Source organism: Rhodococcus sp. AH-ZY2 (assembly GCF_030916465.1).
Classification (GTDB): domain Bacteria; phylum Actinomycetota; class Actinomycetes; order Mycobacteriales; family Mycobacteriaceae; genus Rhodococcus; species Rhodococcus ruber.
Genome location: NZ_CP126458.1, coordinates 565,274 through 581,491 on the forward strand (window position 1 = coordinate 565,274; position 16,218 = coordinate 581,491).

The window sequence follows — 16,218 nt, forward strand, 5'->3', positions numbered from 1 at the left end:
ACCTGCGAGTCACGTGTTACCTGTGTGACTCGTGGTGTTGGTGGGATCAAGCAGAACACAGCGAGAACAGACCGGCCAGTCCGGCGCGGCGTGGTGTTATGCAAACGAAACGAGTCGTGTCCGGTTCGAGACCGGACATTTCACTCGTGAGGGCGTTCGGCCGACTCCAGGCCCGAGGTGTCGTCCGGATTCCGGCGTAGATGCATCAGGCTGGCGGCGAGACCGCCCCACACCAACCCCAGTGCGACGACCATCATCGCGATCGCAGATCCGCTCACAGTCTCTCTCCCGCTTCCGTCGATTCGGTGTGCGCCAACTCGGCGTCCGTCAACCCCCACGGGGCGAACGACAGCGCCACCGCGATCACGATCACCGCCACCTGCACACCCCATCCGAAGGTGGCGACGAGCGCGTCGGGCAGGTCGCCGTAACCTTCGTCGATCCGGTCCACGATCTCGCTGATCAGCATGTACCCGAGCACGACCGGGGTGAGGACGCCGGCGAAGATCCGCCAGAGGAGGCCGACCTTGAACGACGACACCGAGTTCAGGTGATCCTGCAGCTCGGGCAGCCGGCGCAAGCCCCATGCGAGCACGACGAGCGTGGCGAGAGCGACCCCGACGATGCCGAACTGGTTGGCGAAGCGGTCGACGACGTCGAGGGTGTTCAGGCCGGTGGTGGTCGGGAACAGCAGAACGGACGTGATCGTCGCGACGCTGCCGACGAGCAGGACCGCCGGCACGCGGGTAAGGCCGGTCTTGTCCTCGACCGCCGATACGCACACCTGGATGATGCTGATCAGCGACGTGAAACCCGCGAAGACGAGCGAGCCGAAGAACAGCAGGCCGAACAATGCACCGCCGGGCATCTGCGAGACGATCGTCGGGAACGCGATGAACGCAAGGCCGATCCCGCCGCTCACCACCTCGTCCACACCCACGCCCTGCGCCTGCGCCATGAAGCCCAGCGCCGAGAACACCCCGATGCCGGCGAGGATCTCGAAGCTCGAGTTGGAGAAGCCGACGACGAGACCGGAGCCCGTGAGGTTGGTCCGGTGCTTGAGGTACGACGAGTAGGTGACCATGATGCCGAAGGCGACGGACAGCGAGAAGAAGATCTGGCCGTAGGCGGCGATCCACACGCCGGTGTCCGTGAGCGCCGACCAGTTGGGCCGGAAGAACGCGTCGAGACCGGTCGCGGCGCCGTCGAGGGTCAGCGCCCGCACCACCATGCCGGCGAACAACAGCAGCAGCAGCGGCACGAAGAACCGGTTCGCGGCCCCGATGCCGCGCTGCACCCCCAGCGCCAGGATGACGAGCACCACGACCCAGATCCCGAGCAGCGGCCACGCCACACCCGGCACGAAGTCGAGGCCGAACGTGGCGTCGGCATCCATCTGCAGGAAGTCCTGCAGGAAGAAGGCTTCCGCGTCGTCACCCCACGCCCGGGTCGCCGAGAAGAACGTGTAGCGCAGCGCCCACGCGATGATCACCGCGTAGTAGACGCCGATGACGAAGCAGATGCCCACCTGCCACCAGCCGAGGCTCTCGGTCGCGCGCTTGAGGCGGTGGAACGCCAGCGGCGGCGACCCGCGGAACTTGTGCCCGATCGCGTAGTCGACGAACAGCAAGGGAATGCCCGCGGTCAGCAGGGCCACCAGATACGGCACGATGAATGCGCCGCCGCCGTTCTCGTACGCGATGTACGGGAAGCGCCAGATGTTGCCCAGTCCGACCGCCGAGCCGATGGCGGCGAGAATGAACACCGACCGGCCGGACCAGACCTCTCTCGTGCGCACCGCTGCGTCCTCAGTCACTGACGTACCTTTCCTCGGTTTCAGACTGTCGACGCTAGCGCCCGCGGGCCTGCTCCGTGGGTGATCCGGGCGGACGGGCACGGCGTGTCGGAGCGGGGCTCAGTCCTGCCACAGCTTGTCGAGTTCGGGGCCCGGTTCCTCGTCCGGCGGGGCCCCGCGGTAGCGCAGGGCGAAGATCACCCAGCCGATGGCCGCGATCATCAGGAAGCTCACCAGCCGGTACACGACGACCGCGGACAGGGCCTGCGCGCCGGTCATTCCGCTGGCCGTCAGCGCGGGCACGAGCACGGCGTCCATCACGCCGAGCCCGGCCGGCAGGAGGGGGATCGCGCGGCTGGCGGCGGTCCCCGCGGCGTATGCGACGGCGATGCCGGCCAGGCTGGGCTTGCCGCCGATCGCGTACGCGGCGAAGGCGAGGCACGCGCCGTCGCACAGCCAGTTGAACAGCGACCAGCCGAACGCCCGGGCGGCGTGGGTGCGGTCGAGTTGGACCGCCCGCAGCTGAGCCACGATGCGTTTCCAGGCCCGGGCACCGGCCTGTGCCGGCTTCTTGCGCAGGCGGTTGACGCCGCGCAGCGCGATGATGCCGATCGATTCGAATGCATCGGGCCGGCTGGCCGCGTACTGCACGAGCACGACGAACGCCGCGAACCCGCCGAGGGAGAAGATGAGCGAGAACGGGTTGGTGGTGGCGCCCACGAGCAGCGCGCCCACGATGCCGAGCAGTGCCAGTCCTGCCGCCTGCAGCAGACCGGCCATCACGAGCTGCCAGGTGGAGACGACGGGGCTCGCCCCCCACTTGCGCATCTGCCGGTACGTGAAGGTGGTGGCCACCACCGGGCCGCCCGGCAGGGTCACGCTCATCGAGTTCGCGGCGTACGCCACCGACAGGGACTGGCGCTGCGTCACCGTGACCCCGGCCGCGGACAGCAGGGTGCGCTGCACGCGCGCGAAGCTCGACATCTCGGTCAGTGCGGCCAGGATTGCCGCGCCCACCCACCACCAGCGCAGGTCGGAGAGGTTGCTGACGCTGGTCTTCAGCTCCGGCCAGACGAGGACGACCTCGACGGTGAGGACGACGACGAGCACGAGTCCGAGCAGCCACTTGAGGCGCCGGCGCCGGGTCGGCGACATTCCGCCGTTGCCGTTGCCGTTGCCGTTGCCGTTGCCGTTGCCGTTGCCGTTGCCGTTGCCGTTGCCGTGGCCCGGGGTGCGGTCGTGTTCTCCCACGGCCGCGTCCCCGTTCTCACCCGCATCGGTCATGCGGGCCAATTCGCGAGCGTCTTCCGGTACAGGTCCTCCACCTCCGCGACCCGCGCGCCGAGCTCGTCGAGCGTCCAGTCGCTCACGTCGATGGGGTCGAGAACCACCACGTCGACGGTTCCCGGCCGCAGTACCGTGGAGTGCTTCCACAGCACCTCCCCGGCGTTGCGGATCACCACCGGCACGATCGGGACGCCCGCCTGCATGGCGATGTGGAACGCGCCCTTCTTGAACCGGCCGATCTCCGGGGTCAGGGAGCGGGTGCCCTCCGGCGCGATGATCACCGAGGTGCCCTCGCGCAGTGTGTCGACCACGGGACCGAGTGCCGCCTTCGCCTGCTCGGTGTTGGCCCGGTCCACGAACGCGGCCCCGACGAAGCGGAGCACCAGCCCGAACAGCGGGTCGCTCGCCATCTCCTTCTTCGTGACCCCGGTGAAGCTGTGCCGCAGCACCCGCGCCATGATCACCGGATCGAGCTGGCTCTGGTGGTTGAAGATGAAGACCGCGGGACGCTGTGACCAGGCGTTGGCCTCGTTCCGGATGTCGACATCGATGCCGGCGAGGGCCAGCGGGACCTCGCCCGCCAGGGTGGCGATCGAGTCCAGCGCCACCTTCTTGTTGCGGTTGAGCAGGCCGAGGCCGACACCGGTCCACACCGAGCCGAACAGGCCGCCGTACGCGGCGAGGGTGCGGACCACCTCTTTGGTGCCCGGCGTTCCGCGCGGCCTGAATCGCAGGATCGGCCAGCCTTGCGCGGCGGCGGTGCGCTCGAGGTTCCGGTCCGGGTTGGTCGGCGTCGGATTGCCCATCGTGGCGAGGAAGTCGGCGTCCTCGCCCCCGTTGGAATACGTGTAGCTCTGCTCGCGATCGATGTTGTTCGCCTCGGCGAACGCCGCCACGGCCTGCGCTTTGCCGCTGCGCCACAACGACTTTCCGTCCACCCGACCCGTGAGCACCCCGTCGCGCACCTCGAGCGGGCTGAACAGGACGTGCTCGACGCCGAGCGCATCCGCCGTCGCCTGGATCTGGTAGCGCGACGCCGAGGACGCGATCACCACCGTGTGCCCCGCCGCCTGGTGCGCCCGGATGAGCTGCCACGCCTCGGGATAGATGTGGCCGGCGATCGTGGACGCGAACAACCGGCGCCCGATCTCGTACAGCTCGTCCTCGGTGTGCCCGCCCCACGCCTTGAACGCCACCGCGACGAACCGCTCGAAGTCCGCCTCGGTGTCGTGGCCACGCAAACCGTTGAGCATGGTGGCGGCGAGTTCGGCGGCGCCGACCTTCCCGGCGAGCAACCGGTCGCGGAAGAAGTGCAGGCCGGAGAAGCCGTGGACGATCGTGCCGTCGAAATCGAAGAACGCCGCGATCTCCGGACCCTTCGGCCCGGTTCGCACCCGCTCGAGCGCTTCCTCGAGGATCACCGCTCCGCCTTTCTGTTGGATACGTCGAGAGATTCGGCGAGCCGGACCCGCTCACCCACCGCGAGCAGCTGCGCCGCGAACTCCTCCCGTCGCTGCCGGATCTCGTCGCCTCCACGTTCCAGCAGCCCGCGGTTGGCGGCAAGCTGCAGCGCCGTCGCGAACAGTTCCGACGAGACCGACTCGGGCCCGAACAGCCGGCCCTGCAGCAGCATCTGCCGGCCGACGGCGACGCACTCGTCCAGGAACGTCTTGCGGTCGACCTGCAGGGCCGGGTCACGCCGGGCAAGGCGTTCGGCGACGACGAGCTGCGCGTCCAAGAAGGACCGCAGCGCGCGGTGCGCCATGAAGAACCCGGTTTCGAGCAGCGCGGTCAGCGCCAGCTCCACATCCGGCAGGGCGTCACGCCAGGACGGCATCAGCAGGGCGATCTCGTCGCGCATGTCGGCCTCGAACCGGTCCCGGTCGGGGAAGAAGAACTCGAACTTGAGCAGGTCGCGCACCGCCTTGGCCTCCTCCCACGCCGCCCGCACCGGATCGAGGCCGGGATTGGCGTGCGCGTGGAGGACCGCCAGCTCCATCAGGGCGCGGTTGACGAACCAGTGCACGCCGCTGTTGCGATAGAACGCGGCGACCAGGTGCTGCCCGGGCTGGATCGAGTAGACCGGCTCGTCCCCACCGGCGTAGGTGGTGACGACGCCGGCATCGCTCAGCGCGGACAGGACGTTCTCCAGGCCGCCCTCGACGTCGAGGACGTCGAGTTCGCCCTGCGGTATCCCGCGGGCGTCGATGTACCGGCGGACCGGTGCGATCACCGCCCGCACCTCGTCGAGGGTCAGCGCCCGGTCCCGGACACCGAGCAGGGCGAGCGTGACCAGGCAGTTCACGGTGACCGGGGTGTGGCAGTTGATGCCCACGGCCACCTCGAACGCGACCTTCTGCAGCGCCTTGCGGCTGCGCTCGGTGTATTCGGTCTCGTCCGCGGCGCGTTCGCCGGACAGCTCCGGGTCCCCGCTCGCGGCGAGCTGCGAGCGCATCGACAGCGGTTCCCCGAACCGCACGTACACGTTGCCCGCGCGGCGGCGCTGGTTGCGCGCGTACCTCGCCAGCCAGGCCAGACCCTCGGGCTTCTTCTGGGCGCCGGTCTGTTCGGCCGCGACGGCCGCGACCTCGGCGAGCCCCTCGTAGGTGATGGAGACCGGCACGAGCATCGCGTCCTCCACCCGGCCGCCCCGGATCGCGTTCGCGACGTAGTTGAGCAGGCCGTAGCGGGGCGAGCGGAGTTTGCCGGTGCGGGTGCGGCCCCCCTCGAAGTACCACTCCAGGTTGAACCGTTTCGTCAGCAGATATGCGAAGTACTCCTCCAGCGCCGCCTTGTACACGGCGTCGTCACCGAAGCTGCGACGGATGAACACGGTGCCGGTGCGCCGGGCGATCGGACCGATCGGCCAGAACGTCAGATTGGCGCCACCCATGAGGTGGTTCCGCGGGAAGTCGTTCCGGGCCAGCACGTCGCCGAGCACGAAGGCGTCCGCGTAGGACCGGTGCGACGGCAGGAACACCAGCGGGTAGCGGCGGTTGAGGTCGCGCAGACTCCGCAGCCCCGTTTCATCGGCGTGCACGGTCCACGCCGCGGAGTGCAGCGGCCGCATCATCTCGGTGAACAGGTCCGTCACCAGCCGGGACTGGACGGCGACGAGTTCCCCGAGCGCGGAGGTCGCGCGTGCCCGCACCTCCTCGGGCGCGATGTTGTGCTCGGTGCCGATCGCGTCGAGCCGGCGCCGGAACGACGCCGAATCCATGATCTGCTCCGCCACCAGCTTCGGCACCTTGTACCGGTCGCCGATGACGGCCCGCTCGGCGCGATCGAGACCCACCACCGCGCGGTGGGTCACGAACCGGGCGAACGACTCGGGTGCCGGATCGCCGTCCTCGGCGAGGTGCCGGGACCGCAACTCGCTCAGCCGTGCCGGCTCGGCGAGGACGATCCGGAATCGGTCGGGGGAACGCCCGACCAGCCACTTCTGCAGGAACCGGTTCGGATTGCGCGGGTTGGTCAGCGCCACGATGTCGGAGAACCGGACCCGCCGCTCGCCGTCGCGGGCCTCCGGCAACCACACCACTCCCACGGGCAGCACCAGGGGATCGTCGTCCCGGCCGACGAGATCCTGCGCGAGACGACGTGGGTCGAGGTCCATCTCCTCGACCGGCCCGTCCGCGCGGTACTCTGCCGGCACCTCGTCCGACCGCAGCCAGTGCGAGATCAACCTGCGCTCGATCGGTGTCGTCGTCTCGGTGAGAACCACCGTCGGGTGCCCGCCGATGTCCGAGTCCCGCCCGTTCGTGCTCATGTCTCCCCATTCTCGGATAGTCCGAATGAAACGTACCGCGGATCGGCCGCCCGCTCCGGCGCAACCACACGAGAGACCTTCGGCACTTCTGCCGGCGCGCGATCCGGTCCACGCTGAGGCAAGGTGGGCAACGTACCGAAGTTCGACAGGCTTCATCGGGGAGGAACTCCGTGACCGGCACCGACCGATCCGAACCGGCGTACGCGGCGATCCGGGAGACCCACACCTCCGTGGTGTTCTTCGTCGGGGGCCGCGTGCACAAGCTCAAGAAGCCGCTCGACCTCGGGTTCCTCGACAACCGGACCCGGCAGGCGCGGGAGCGGGCCTGCCACCGTGAGGTCGAACTCAACCGGCGTCTCGCCCCCGACGTCTACCTCGGCGTCGCCGACGTGCACGGGCCCGACGGTCTGGTGTGCGAGCACCTCGTCGAGATGCGCCGGTTGCCCGACGACCGTCGCCTCGCCGCCCTGGTGCAGCGCGGCGAGCCCGTCGCCGCGGTCGTCACCGCCGTCGCGCGGCAGGTCGCCGCCCTGCACGCCGCGTCGCCGCACGAGCCGGCGATCGACCAGTGTGCCACGGCGCAGTTCCTCGGCGGACTGTGGCGGGAGAGCCTGGATCACCTCGACCGGCTGCCCGTCGGGGCGGAGGCGACGGACCTGCTCACCGCGATCCGGGACATGGCCGGCCGCTATCTCGCGGGCCGCGAGCGGTTGCTCGACGAGCGGATCGCCGCGGGGCGCGCCGTCGACGGGCACGGGGATCTGCTCGCCGACGACATCTTCTGCCTCGACGACGGCCCCCGGATCATCGACTGTCTCGAGTTCGACGACCGGTTGCGCTACGGCGACGCCGCTCTCGACATCGCCTTCCTCGCGATGGACCTCGAACGGCTCGGCGGTGAGGCGGCGGCGCGGCAACTGCTGCCCGCCTACGCCGAGTTCTCTGCCGACGCGTTCCCGTCGTCGCTGATGCACCACTACATCGCGTACCGGGCCGTGGTCCGGGCGAAGGTCGCCGCGCTGCGGCACGAGCAGGGCGACGAGCACTCCCGGGGCAGCGCGCTCGCGCTGCTGGACCAGACCCGGCGCAACCTCGATCGGGGCCGCGTCCGGCTCGTCGTCGTCGGGGGTCTGTCCGCCACCGGCAAGACGACCGTGGCGCACCTGGCGGGGCAGCACCTGGGCGCGACCGTGCTGCGCAGCGATGTGGTCCGAAAGGAACTGGCCGGTCTCGCCCCGACCGCCGATGCCACCGCCGCCGTCGGTGCCGGGCTCTACAGCGCCGCCCACACCGACGAGACCTACGACGAGCTGCTGCGCCGCGCCGCCGTCGCCCTCGGTCACGGCGAGTCGGTCGTCCTGGACGCGACGTGGCTCACCGAGCCCCGGCGGGAGGCGGCGCGGGCGGTCGCCGCCGCCGCGACCGCCGACCTCGTCGAGATCGAGTGCCGGGCGGACCCGGCAGTGCTGGTCCGCCGCATCGTGGTCCGGCGTGAGCGGGGCGGCGACGCGTCGGATGCCACGCCCGCGGTCCTGGACGACCAGCTCCACGTGCGCGACGAATGGCCCACGGCGCGCGTCGTGGACACGAGCGGCGACAGCCTTCCCGACGGCGCGTGGCTCGAACGGGAACTCGGCCCCCGGCCGTGGTGAGGACAGGCTCGCATTGCTACCGCGACGGGTGGAATCGCCCTAGCCTGAGGGCATGTCGACCGATCCCTCGCTCAGCCACGCCGACGTCGAACCGCATTCCGGCGGCATCTCGGCGAAACTGAACTGGCTGCGCGCCGGCGTCATGGGCGCGAACGACGGCATCGTCTCCACGGCCGGTCTCGTCGTCGGTGTCGCTGCCGCCACCACCGACGAATCGACCATTCTCACAGCGGGTTTCGCCGGCCTCGCGGCGGGTGCGGTGTCGATGGCCCTGGGGGAGTACGTGTCGGTCAGCGCGCAGCGGGACACCGAGCGGGCGCTGCTGCACAAGGAACGCCGCGAGCTCGAGGAGATGCCGGACGCCGAGCTCGAGGAGCTGACCGCGCTGCTCGAAGGCAAGGGGATGTCGAGGGTGACGGCGCGCACCGCGGCGAAGGAGATGACCGAGCGCGACGCGCTGTCTGCACACGCCGAGGTCGAACTCGGTATCGACCCCGGGGCGCTGGCGAATCCGTGGGCCGCGGCGCTCTCGTCGGCGGTCGCGTTCACCGTCGGCGCACTCGTGCCGCTGCTCGTGATCGTGCTGCCGCCGGCGGACCTGCGGGTTCCCGTCACCTTCGTGTCGGTGCTCGTGGCGCTGGCCCTGACGGGCTCGGTCAGCGCGTGGCTCGGTGGGGCGCGGCGCGGGCGGGCGATGTCCCGCGTCGTGATCGGCGGTGCGCTCGCGATGATCGTGACATACGCGGTGGGTCTGGCATTCGGGACCGCGACGGCCTGAGCCCGGCGCCGCCCCGGGACGGGCGGCACCGGACGGTCGTCACTTCTTGCGGCTGATCATGATCGGGCAGGGCGCGTTGTGCAGCAGATTCTGGCTCACCGACCCGAGCAGCGCCCCGGTGAACTGGCTGCGACCGTGACTGCCCACCACGACGAGCTGCGCGTCCTCGAGCTGCCGCAGGATCACCTTGGCGACGGGACCCCGGTCCACGACGCGGCGGACCTCCACGTCGGGGAACTTCTCGTGCCAGCCGGCGAGAGTCTCGGCCAGGACCGCGGATTCGGACTCGCCCACCGCCTCCCAGTCCACCAGCGTCGCGACCGTGCCGACGCCGAGTGCCGCGTCGCCGATCCACGAGTGCACCGCGACCAGCGGTACACCGAACAGGGCTGCGTACTCGAAGGCGTGCCCGACCGCCGCCGTCGACAGCTCACTGCCGTCGACGCCGACGACGATGGGACGGGTGTCCGGCAGCGGACGTTCGGTGTCGCCGCGCCACACCACCACCGGGCACGGGGCGTGGTTGGCCACGCGCAGCACGGTCGAGCCGAGCAGGAAGTTCTCCACGGCGTTGGCGCCGGTGGCGCCCATCACCACGAGCCGGGCGTCCTCGGCGGCCTCGAGCAGGGAGTTGGCGGCGGGGCCCGGCCCCATGAAGCCCTGCACCTCGAGATCCGGATGGTCGGAGCGGATCACGTCGGTGACGCTCGCCAGGATCGCTTCGCCGTCCTCCCGGAGCTGGTCGACCATCTGCGACTGGATGAGCACCGCGGCCTCGCTGTAGAAGATCCCTTCACTGGGCAGCGAGTGCACCAGGTGCAGGGGCGCTCCCAGCCGCGCGGCGAGGGCGGCCGCCCACCGGGCCGCACTCGTGGCGACGGCGGAACCGTCCACGCCCGCTACGACGGCATTCCGGTTGGCAAGTGTGCTCATTCGTTCTCCTTCTCGGTGCGTTCTTCCGCGCTCGGGGCGCAGGACGAGTGTTTCACGGAACCAGGACCGCCGCGCCGCCGAAACGGCCCGCGGACAGGTCCTCGAGCGCGCGGTCGGCCCGGTCGAGCCCGTACGCGGTGGTGGTGACGTGCAGGTGGTGTTCGTTCGCGAAGCCGAGGAATTCGCGTGCGTCGGAGCGGGTGTTGGCCGTGACGCTGCGCACCTGCCGTTCGCGGAACAGATGCTGCTGATAGTTCAGCGGCGGCACGTCGCTGAGGTGGATGCCGGCGACCGCGAGGGTGCCGCCGGCGTCCAGTGCGGCGAGCGCGGTGGGCACCAGTTCCCCGGCGGGGGCGAACAGGATCGCCGAGTTCAACGGCTCGGGCGGCGCGTCGTATGCGCCCTGAGCCGAGGCCGCACCGAGGTCCAGAGCGAGCCGCCGGGCGGTCTCGCCGCGGGTCATGACGTGCACGCGCGCACCCCGGGCCAGAGCGACCTGCGCGGCGAGGTGGGCGCTGCCGCCGAAGCCGTACAGACCGAGCACGCCGCCTTCCGGAACCTCGGCACGCTCCAGAGCCCGATAGCCGATGATGCCGGCGCACAGCAGCGGGGCGAGTTCGGCGTCCGAGTACCCGGACGGCAGGGGGAGGGCGAAAGCGGCAGGGACGGTGGCATATTCGGCGTATCCGCCGTCCGCGTCCCAGCCCGTGTAGGTGGAGTTCGGGCACAGGTTCTCGTCCCCGCGCAGGCAGTACCGGCACCGGCCGCACGTACTGCGCAGCCACGGGATGCCCACCCGGTCGCCGACCCGGTGTGTGCCGACGTCGCCGCCGACCCGGTGTGTGCCGACGTCGCCGCCGACCACCTCGCCGACGATCTCGTGGCCGGGGACGACGTGCGGCCGGTGCACCGGCAGGTCACCCTCGCTCACGTGCAGGTCGGTCCGGCACACCCCGCACGCGAGGACTCGCACCAGCAGTTCCCCGGAAGCGGGTTCGGGGATCGGTTCCCGAACCGGCCGCAGCGGGTGTTCCGCCGCGGGCCGCGGCCGGTCGACCCGCCATGCCCGCATCTCTCCGTGGGTGCTCACGGGCGTCTCCTTCCGTCGTCCGGGCTCAGCATGCCCCCTCGCGGCGGTGGTCGGCCAGGGGAGAAGGACCCGGACGCGGGTGGTTCACCTCCACAGGGGTTTCGATGCTCGCCGCGCCCGTTTCCAGGCACGTTCGAGGTGCGCGACCTGCTCCTCGCCGACCTCGAGTTCGCGCTGGTAGACGACCCCGAGACCGAAGCTCGACTCGGCGGTGTGCTCCTGCTCGGACACCATCTCGAGCAGGTGCTCGCGCGCGACCACCGAGTCCTGGAACTCGCCGAGCAGATCCTGGAAGTCGTCGAAGTGATCGAGGGCGCGTTCGGCGCGCTTGCGGTGCAGCGGCCGCAGCACCTCGATGGCGTAGCGCATCCGCTTGGCGCCCTTGCGGGCCCGATGGACGAGTTCGTCCCGCTCGACGTGCGTCGCGGCCTCCCCGGCGTGACGCACCCGGCGCGAGACCTTCTTCGCGAGACGCGCGAGCGCGCGGTCGAGATCCTTCGGGCGGACCTGCCGTGCCTCCCGGCCGGCGCCGGACCTGACCGTCCCCGCCGCGAGCCCGTCGATCAGTGTGTCGAGCGCCTCGAGCAGAGCCGCGTAACGGTCCGAGTCGAGGGCGGCGACGGCCTCGAGTCGCGCCGCGTCCGACCGGGCGGAGAAGTACTCGTCGACGCGGGCGCGGATGGCCTCACGCTGCGCCTCCACGGGCACCTCCGCGATGCGGCCCACGAGGCGTTCCCACTGCACCTCCAGGTCCCGCGAGGGGCTGAGTTTCCTTCCCGTCCAACGCAGTTCTTCGACCAGGCCGTCGTCGATCGCGAACGTTCCCGCATACGTCTGCAGCGCGCTGCGGATCCGGCGCAGGGCCTTGCGCATGCTGTGGACGGAGTCCGGAGCGTCCCGGCGCACGCCGATCTCGGCGAGTTCGAGGGTGCGCAGCTCGCCGCGCAGGTAATCGCGCAGGTGTCCGGCCGGACCGGGCACCTGCTCCTCGGCCGGCAGCAGATCGGCCAGCGCCCGATGCAACTTGGAAGGACTCGGTGCCCGCGTGATTCCGGCTTCGGTCAGCCGCTCCTCGACGGCGTCGAGCAGCTCGGTGCCGCCCGACGCGAGCTCGACCTCGATCTCGCGCCATTGCTGCGGTTCGCTGCCCTCCTCCCGCGTCGCCGAGACGTCGTCGACGACGACTTCCGCGAGGACCCGGCCCTCCTCGTCGATCAGGCGATGGCGCCACCGCTGCGTGTTCAGCGCCGCCGCGAGCGTGACGGGACGCGCACGGCGCACCCCGCGCAACAGGGCGAGCAGTTCGGCCGGGGGCCGGTCGGTGTCGTCGCCCAGCGGGAAGCGCACCTCCGTCCGGGTGTCGGTGCCGGCGGGGAGCTTCGTGTGCCAGCCGGCGTCGTGCCCTCCCTCACGGCGGCGCAGGGTGATCCCGGCGCGCAGCAACCGCAGGTCGTCGGTGTCGTAGTACCGCGCGGACAGCTGCTGCAGTTCGGGTTCGGGGTGAGCGTCGACGCCGGGCAGACCCGACAGGTCCGGCAGCTGCTGCCCGTGCCCGACCGTGTACTTGCGTTCCGATTCCTCGACCGTGTCGATCCTGGGCGGCATGGTCATGCGTCCGACTCCTGTTCCGGCAGGTTCCCTGGTGTTCTCCGCGCGCGTCGGCGGCGTCCGTCAGACCACTCTGCCACCCGGTCGCCCCCCTGCGCCTGTCGCCGGCGATCGGCGCAGCGCCCCCGCCGCCGGACGCCGCTGCGGGGCCTGTGCGCGGGTCCTTCGACTCTGGCCGACCGCGTGCCCGCCGGGCGATCATCGAATAACCTGGGCCGGGGAGGACGCAGATGAGGATTTTGGTCACGGCGGCGAGCAGGCACGGCTCGACCACGGAGATCGCCACGGCTCTCGCGGCCGCCCTGCGCGACAAGGGAGCGCGCGTCGACGTCGTCGCCCCCGAGCAGGTCGACGCCGTGGACGGCTACGACGCGGTGGTCCTCGGCAGCGCCGTCTACCTCGGGCACTGGCTGCACCCCGCGAAGACCTTCGTCGATCGGCATGCCGGCGCCCTGCGGGAGCGCGCGGTCTTCCTGTTCTCCTCGGGCCCCATCGGCGATCAGGACCGGCCCGTGAACAGGCCGTACGACGCGTCGCACGCGTCGGAGCGCACCGGCGCGCGGGAACACCGGATGTTCGCCGGGAAGCTGGATCCGGAGGTCCTCGGTGCCGGCGAACGCGTGGTCGCCCGCATGACCGGAGGGCGTACCGGGGACTTCCGGGACTGGGACGCGATCGGAAACTGGGCGGCGCAGATCGTCGAGTCCGTGGGGCGGCAGGCGGTCGAGTCGAGCGGCTGGGGGAGAGACAGCGATGGTCACTGAGATCCGGCCGGACGTCGCCACGATCCGCGATGCGGTCGAGTCGGCGTGCCGGGCGCCGTCCCTGCACAACAGCCAGCCGTGGCGCTGGGAGTGGACGGGCGGACGACTCGAACTGTATGCCGTGGCCGAGCGGATGCTCGGTCGCACCGATCCCGGCGGCCGGCAGCTGCTCCTCGGCTGCGGTGCGGCGCTGCACCACGTCCGCGTGGCGCTGTCCGCCGCGTCGTGGATCCCCACGGTGACCCGGCTTCCGGATCCGTCGCGGCCGGACCTGCTGGCCGTGCTCGACTTCGACCGGCCGCACACGGTCGACGCCCGTGACGCAGCCCTCGCCCTCGCGATCGACGCCCGGCACACCGACCGGCGGCCGTTCGCGGCGCCCACGACCCTGCGCGAGAGCCTGGTGGACCTGGAGAACGCCGCCCGCCGGGAGGGTGCATCGCTGTCGATCCTCGACGCCGGTGCCCGCTCGGATCTCGCGCGGGCGTCGGAACTGAGTACGGCGATCCGCGAGGGCGACGACGCCTACCGGCAGGAGCTGGCCTGGTGGACCGGTCGCGCGGAACCCGGCGACACCGGCGTTCCGGCATCCGCACTGCTCGACGACGAAGCCGCCGGGGACGTCGACGTTGCGCGTCGATTTCCCACGGGCGCAGGGAATTTGGACACCGTGCAGCCGAAGGTGGACGCGTCGGCGCTGGCGGTCCTGAGCACCCGGAGCGACGAACGGATCGACTGGCTGCGGGCCGGGGAGGCGATGTCTGCGGTGCTGCTCGAAGCCACCGCGGCGCACTTGGCGACGTGCCCGCTCACCCACGTGACGGAGATCGAGGCCAGCCGGGGCATCGTGCGCACGGCGACGGCACGGACCGGGGAGGTCGCAGGATTCCCTCAGGTGGTGATCCGGCTGGGGGCACGCAGCGCCCGCGGGCTGCCGACCACGTCGCGGCGTCCGGTCGACGAGGTCTTCGTCGACCGGAGCGGAGGGGCCGGATAGTCCCGGGCGGGCAGGTCAGTCGGACGGGTTGCGGTACATCTCGGCGAGTTCCCGGGCACGATCTCCCGGTGACCAGTCCACGTCGCGACCTTCCAGCTGGGCTTCGAGGACCTCGAATCCGGCGTGCCAGTCGGCACCGTGTGCGTAGGCAGAGTCCTCGTCCTCGACGGTGTGCGTGAGCGTCAGCCAGCAGCCGCCGGAACCGTCCGGCACCAGTTCCCAGTGCAGCACCTCGGCGTCCCACATGTATTCGAGAATGCGTCCGGGGTGCACGGCGATGACGGTGCCCGTGGCGGTGTGGTCGGCGGGCAGCCCGAGGCGCTCGGCCTGCTGCTCGGTGGCATGGAAGACGAGCTGGGCACCGGGGGTCAGATCCAGTTCCACTCGGGCCGGGAACCAGGCGCGCAGATACTCGGGGTCGGTGATGACCCGCCATACGCGGTCCGGGGGATGGGCGAAGGCATGCTGGAAGCGCAGGGCGACGCGACCGTCGTAGGTGCGCGAAACGATGCCGTTATCCATGGGGTCCTCCAAGACGTGAGCCCGCGCGATCAACGGGGTCCTGGTGTGCTGTGCCTCCATGCTGCCAGGTTTCGTGCGCTGACGAAGCGGGTCCGCCGACCTGTGTACGGATCGTCGAACTCCACCGCGCGGGCCAGCAGCTGCAGGGGGTTCGAATAGTCTTGGGGCGCAACGTCGTATGCGTTCGGGTAGAGGTTGTCGCCGAGGATCGGCAGACCGAGGGAATTCATGTGGACGCGCAGCTGGTGCGTCTTGCCGGTGCGTGGCAGCAGGCGGTAACGGCCCAGGCCGGCGTCCGTGTCGAGCAGCTCGACCCGGCTGAGGGCATTGACCTCGCCCGGCACCTCACGCGCCTGCAGCACGCCCCGTTCCTTGACGATGCGGCTGCGCACCTCCCGCGGAAACCGCATACCGGGCACGTGCCGCGCGACGGCCTCGTACTCCTTGTCCACCCGCCGCGCATCGAAGAGCGACTGGTAGGCCCGGCGCGCGCCGGCGTGGACGGTGAACACCAGCACGCCCGCCGTCAGCCTGTCGAGCCGGTGCGCCGGACTCAGTTCCGGCAGGTCGAGTTCGCGGCGCAACCGCACCAGCGCGGTCTCGGCCACCCACGACCCGCGCGGCGTCGTCGCCAGGAAATGCGGCTTGTCCACCACCAGCAGGTGCTCGTCGCGGTGCAGCACGTCGATCTCGAACGGCACCCGCTCCTCGACCGGCGGATCGCGGTACAGGTACACGAATCGGCCCGCCGCGTACGGGGTGTCCTCGGTGATCGCCGTGCCCGCGCCGTCGACGACCTCGCCGCCTGCGACCTTCTCCCGCACGCGTGCGACGTCGGCGGGGAACCGCGCCGACAGGAACTCCGCCACCGTCGCCCAGGAGCCGCCGTCGGGCAGCCGCAGGCGGGTCGGATTCAGGCCGTCGCGGACGGGCAGCGGAGCGCGGCGCACCCCCGCACGGTAACTGTTTCCGTCAACCGTCCGCGCAGCGACCGGGGTATGGCGACACTGGTGTCGGAACAAC

The 16,218-nt window shown here is 70.9% G+C and carries 14 protein-coding genes; 4 read left to right on the forward strand and 10 right to left on the reverse strand.

The features are described 5' to 3' along the window. Nucleotides 1-140: 140 nt before the first annotated feature. The 5 genes from QNA09_RS03570 to QNA09_RS03590 form a co-directional block, all read right to left on the reverse strand. Entirely contained in the window at nucleotides 141-278 is a 138-nt protein-coding gene (locus QNA09_RS03570; protein WP_017680887.1) for a methionine/alanine import family NSS transporter small subunit, read from the reverse strand. Beyond that, the gene (locus QNA09_RS03575; RefSeq protein WP_064065859.1) at nucleotides 275-1,816 is read right to left on the reverse strand and encodes a sodium-dependent transporter; all 1,542 of its coding nucleotides are present in this window, start codon (nucleotides 1,814-1,816) and stop codon (nucleotides 275-277) included. Before QNA09_RS03575 ends, QNA09_RS03570 begins: the two co-directional genes overlap by 4 nt. A gap of 99 nt (nucleotides 1,817-1,915) precedes the next feature. Further along, nucleotides 1,916-3,079 carry a YbhN family protein gene (locus tag QNA09_RS03580; protein WP_208643865.1) on the reverse strand — a complete coding sequence of 388 codons (1,164 nt, stop codon included), beginning with the start codon at nucleotides 3,077-3,079 and terminating at the stop codon, nucleotides 1,916-1,918. After that, nucleotides 3,076-4,503 carry an HAD-IB family hydrolase gene (locus tag QNA09_RS03585; RefSeq protein ID WP_010593915.1) on the reverse strand — a complete coding sequence of 476 codons (1,428 nt, stop codon included), beginning with the start codon at nucleotides 4,501-4,503 and terminating at the stop codon, nucleotides 3,076-3,078. Before QNA09_RS03585 ends, QNA09_RS03580 begins: the two co-directional genes overlap by 4 nt. Next, the gene (locus QNA09_RS03590) at nucleotides 4,500-6,851 is read right to left on the reverse strand and encodes a glycerol-3-phosphate 1-O-acyltransferase (protein ID WP_059174885.1); all 2,352 of its coding nucleotides are present in this window, start codon (nucleotides 6,849-6,851) and stop codon (nucleotides 4,500-4,502) included. Before QNA09_RS03590 ends, QNA09_RS03585 begins: the two co-directional genes overlap by 4 nt. A 170-nt stretch (nucleotides 6,852-7,021) precedes the next feature. Here QNA09_RS03590 and QNA09_RS03595 point away from each other — a divergent pair, with 170 nt between their 5' ends. Then, the gene (locus QNA09_RS03595) at nucleotides 7,022-8,503 is read left to right on the forward strand and encodes an AAA family ATPase (protein WP_119699467.1); all 1,482 of its coding nucleotides are present in this window, start codon (nucleotides 7,022-7,024) and stop codon (nucleotides 8,501-8,503) included. Between the two features lie 52 nt (nucleotides 8,504-8,555). Continuing rightward, nucleotides 8,556-9,281: a VIT family protein gene (locus QNA09_RS03600; RefSeq protein ID WP_010593919.1), complete on the forward strand. Its 726-nt coding sequence runs from the start codon at nucleotides 8,556-8,558 to the stop codon at nucleotides 9,279-9,281. Nucleotides 9,282-9,320: 39 nt separating this feature from the next. On the opposite strand, the gene QNA09_RS03605 is transcribed toward QNA09_RS03600, so the two are convergent. The 3 genes from QNA09_RS03605 to QNA09_RS03615 form a co-directional block, all read right to left on the reverse strand. After that, the gene (locus QNA09_RS03605) at nucleotides 9,321-10,214 is read right to left on the reverse strand and encodes a universal stress protein (protein ID WP_010593920.1); all 894 of its coding nucleotides are present in this window, start codon (nucleotides 10,212-10,214) and stop codon (nucleotides 9,321-9,323) included. A gap of 52 nt (nucleotides 10,215-10,266) precedes the next feature. Continuing rightward, entirely contained in the window at nucleotides 10,267-11,286 is a 1,020-nt protein-coding gene (locus QNA09_RS03610) for a zinc-binding alcohol dehydrogenase family protein (protein WP_119700273.1), read from the reverse strand. A 102-nt stretch (nucleotides 11,287-11,388) separates the two neighbouring features. Continuing rightward, the gene (locus tag QNA09_RS03615) at nucleotides 11,389-12,915 is read right to left on the reverse strand and encodes a CYTH and CHAD domain-containing protein (RefSeq protein WP_119699468.1); all 1,527 of its coding nucleotides are present in this window, start codon (nucleotides 12,913-12,915) and stop codon (nucleotides 11,389-11,391) included. A gap of 227 nt (nucleotides 12,916-13,142) precedes the next feature. On the opposite strand from QNA09_RS03615, the gene QNA09_RS03620 reads away from it, so the two are divergent. Then, nucleotides 13,143-13,676: a flavodoxin domain-containing protein gene (locus QNA09_RS03620; RefSeq protein WP_026137801.1), complete on the forward strand. Its 534-nt coding sequence runs from the start codon at nucleotides 13,143-13,145 to the stop codon at nucleotides 13,674-13,676. After that, nucleotides 13,666-14,673 (forward strand): hypothetical protein, encoded by a 1,008-nt coding sequence (locus QNA09_RS03625; RefSeq protein WP_010593924.1) that lies wholly within the window; start codon nucleotides 13,666-13,668, stop codon nucleotides 14,671-14,673. Before QNA09_RS03620 ends, QNA09_RS03625 begins: the two co-directional genes overlap by 11 nt. 15 nt (nucleotides 14,674-14,688) lie before the next feature. On the opposite strand, the gene QNA09_RS03630 is transcribed toward QNA09_RS03625, so the two are convergent. Together QNA09_RS03630 and QNA09_RS03635 are read right to left on the reverse strand one after the other, a co-directional pair. Next, entirely contained in the window at nucleotides 14,689-15,195 is a 507-nt protein-coding gene (locus tag QNA09_RS03630) for an SRPBCC domain-containing protein (protein ID WP_003936463.1), read from the reverse strand. 29 nt (nucleotides 15,196-15,224) lie between these two features. After that, a complete protein-coding gene (locus tag QNA09_RS03635) occupies nucleotides 15,225-16,145 on the reverse strand; it encodes a pseudouridine synthase (protein WP_017680878.1) in 921 nt (306 codons plus the stop codon). Between the last annotated feature and the right edge of the window lie 73 nt (nucleotides 16,146-16,218).

Bases quoted from the DNA above. Each gene is read 5' to 3' on its own strand.
- QNA09_RS03630 (WP_003936463.1), bottom strand. From the start codon at position 15,195: ATGGATAACGGCATCGTTTCGCGCACCTACGACGGTCGCGTCGCCCTG.
- QNA09_RS03590 (WP_059174885.1), bottom strand. From the start codon at position 6,851: ATGAGCACGAACGGGCGGGACTCGGACATCGGCGGGCACCCGACGGTG.
- QNA09_RS03610 (WP_119700273.1), bottom strand. From the start codon at position 11,286: ATGCGGGCATGGCGGGTCGACCGGCCGCGGCCCGCGGCGGAACACCCG.
- QNA09_RS03580 (WP_208643865.1), bottom strand. From the start codon at position 3,079: ATGACCGATGCGGGTGAGAACGGGGACGCGGCCGTGGGAGAACACGAC.
- QNA09_RS03600 (WP_010593919.1), top strand. From the start codon at position 8,556: ATGTCGACCGATCCCTCGCTCAGCCACGCCGACGTCGAACCGCATTCC.
- QNA09_RS03605 (WP_010593920.1), bottom strand. From the start codon at position 10,214: ATGAGCACACTTGCCAACCGGAATGCCGTCGTAGCGGGCGTGGACGGT.
- QNA09_RS03620 (WP_026137801.1), top strand. From the start codon at position 13,143: ATGAGGATTTTGGTCACGGCGGCGAGCAGGCACGGCTCGACCACGGAG.
- QNA09_RS03615 (WP_119699468.1), bottom strand. From the start codon at position 12,915: ATGACCATGCCGCCCAGGATCGACACGGTCGAGGAATCGGAACGCAAG.
- QNA09_RS03625 (WP_010593924.1), top strand. From the start codon at position 13,666: ATGGTCACTGAGATCCGGCCGGACGTCGCCACGATCCGCGATGCGGTC.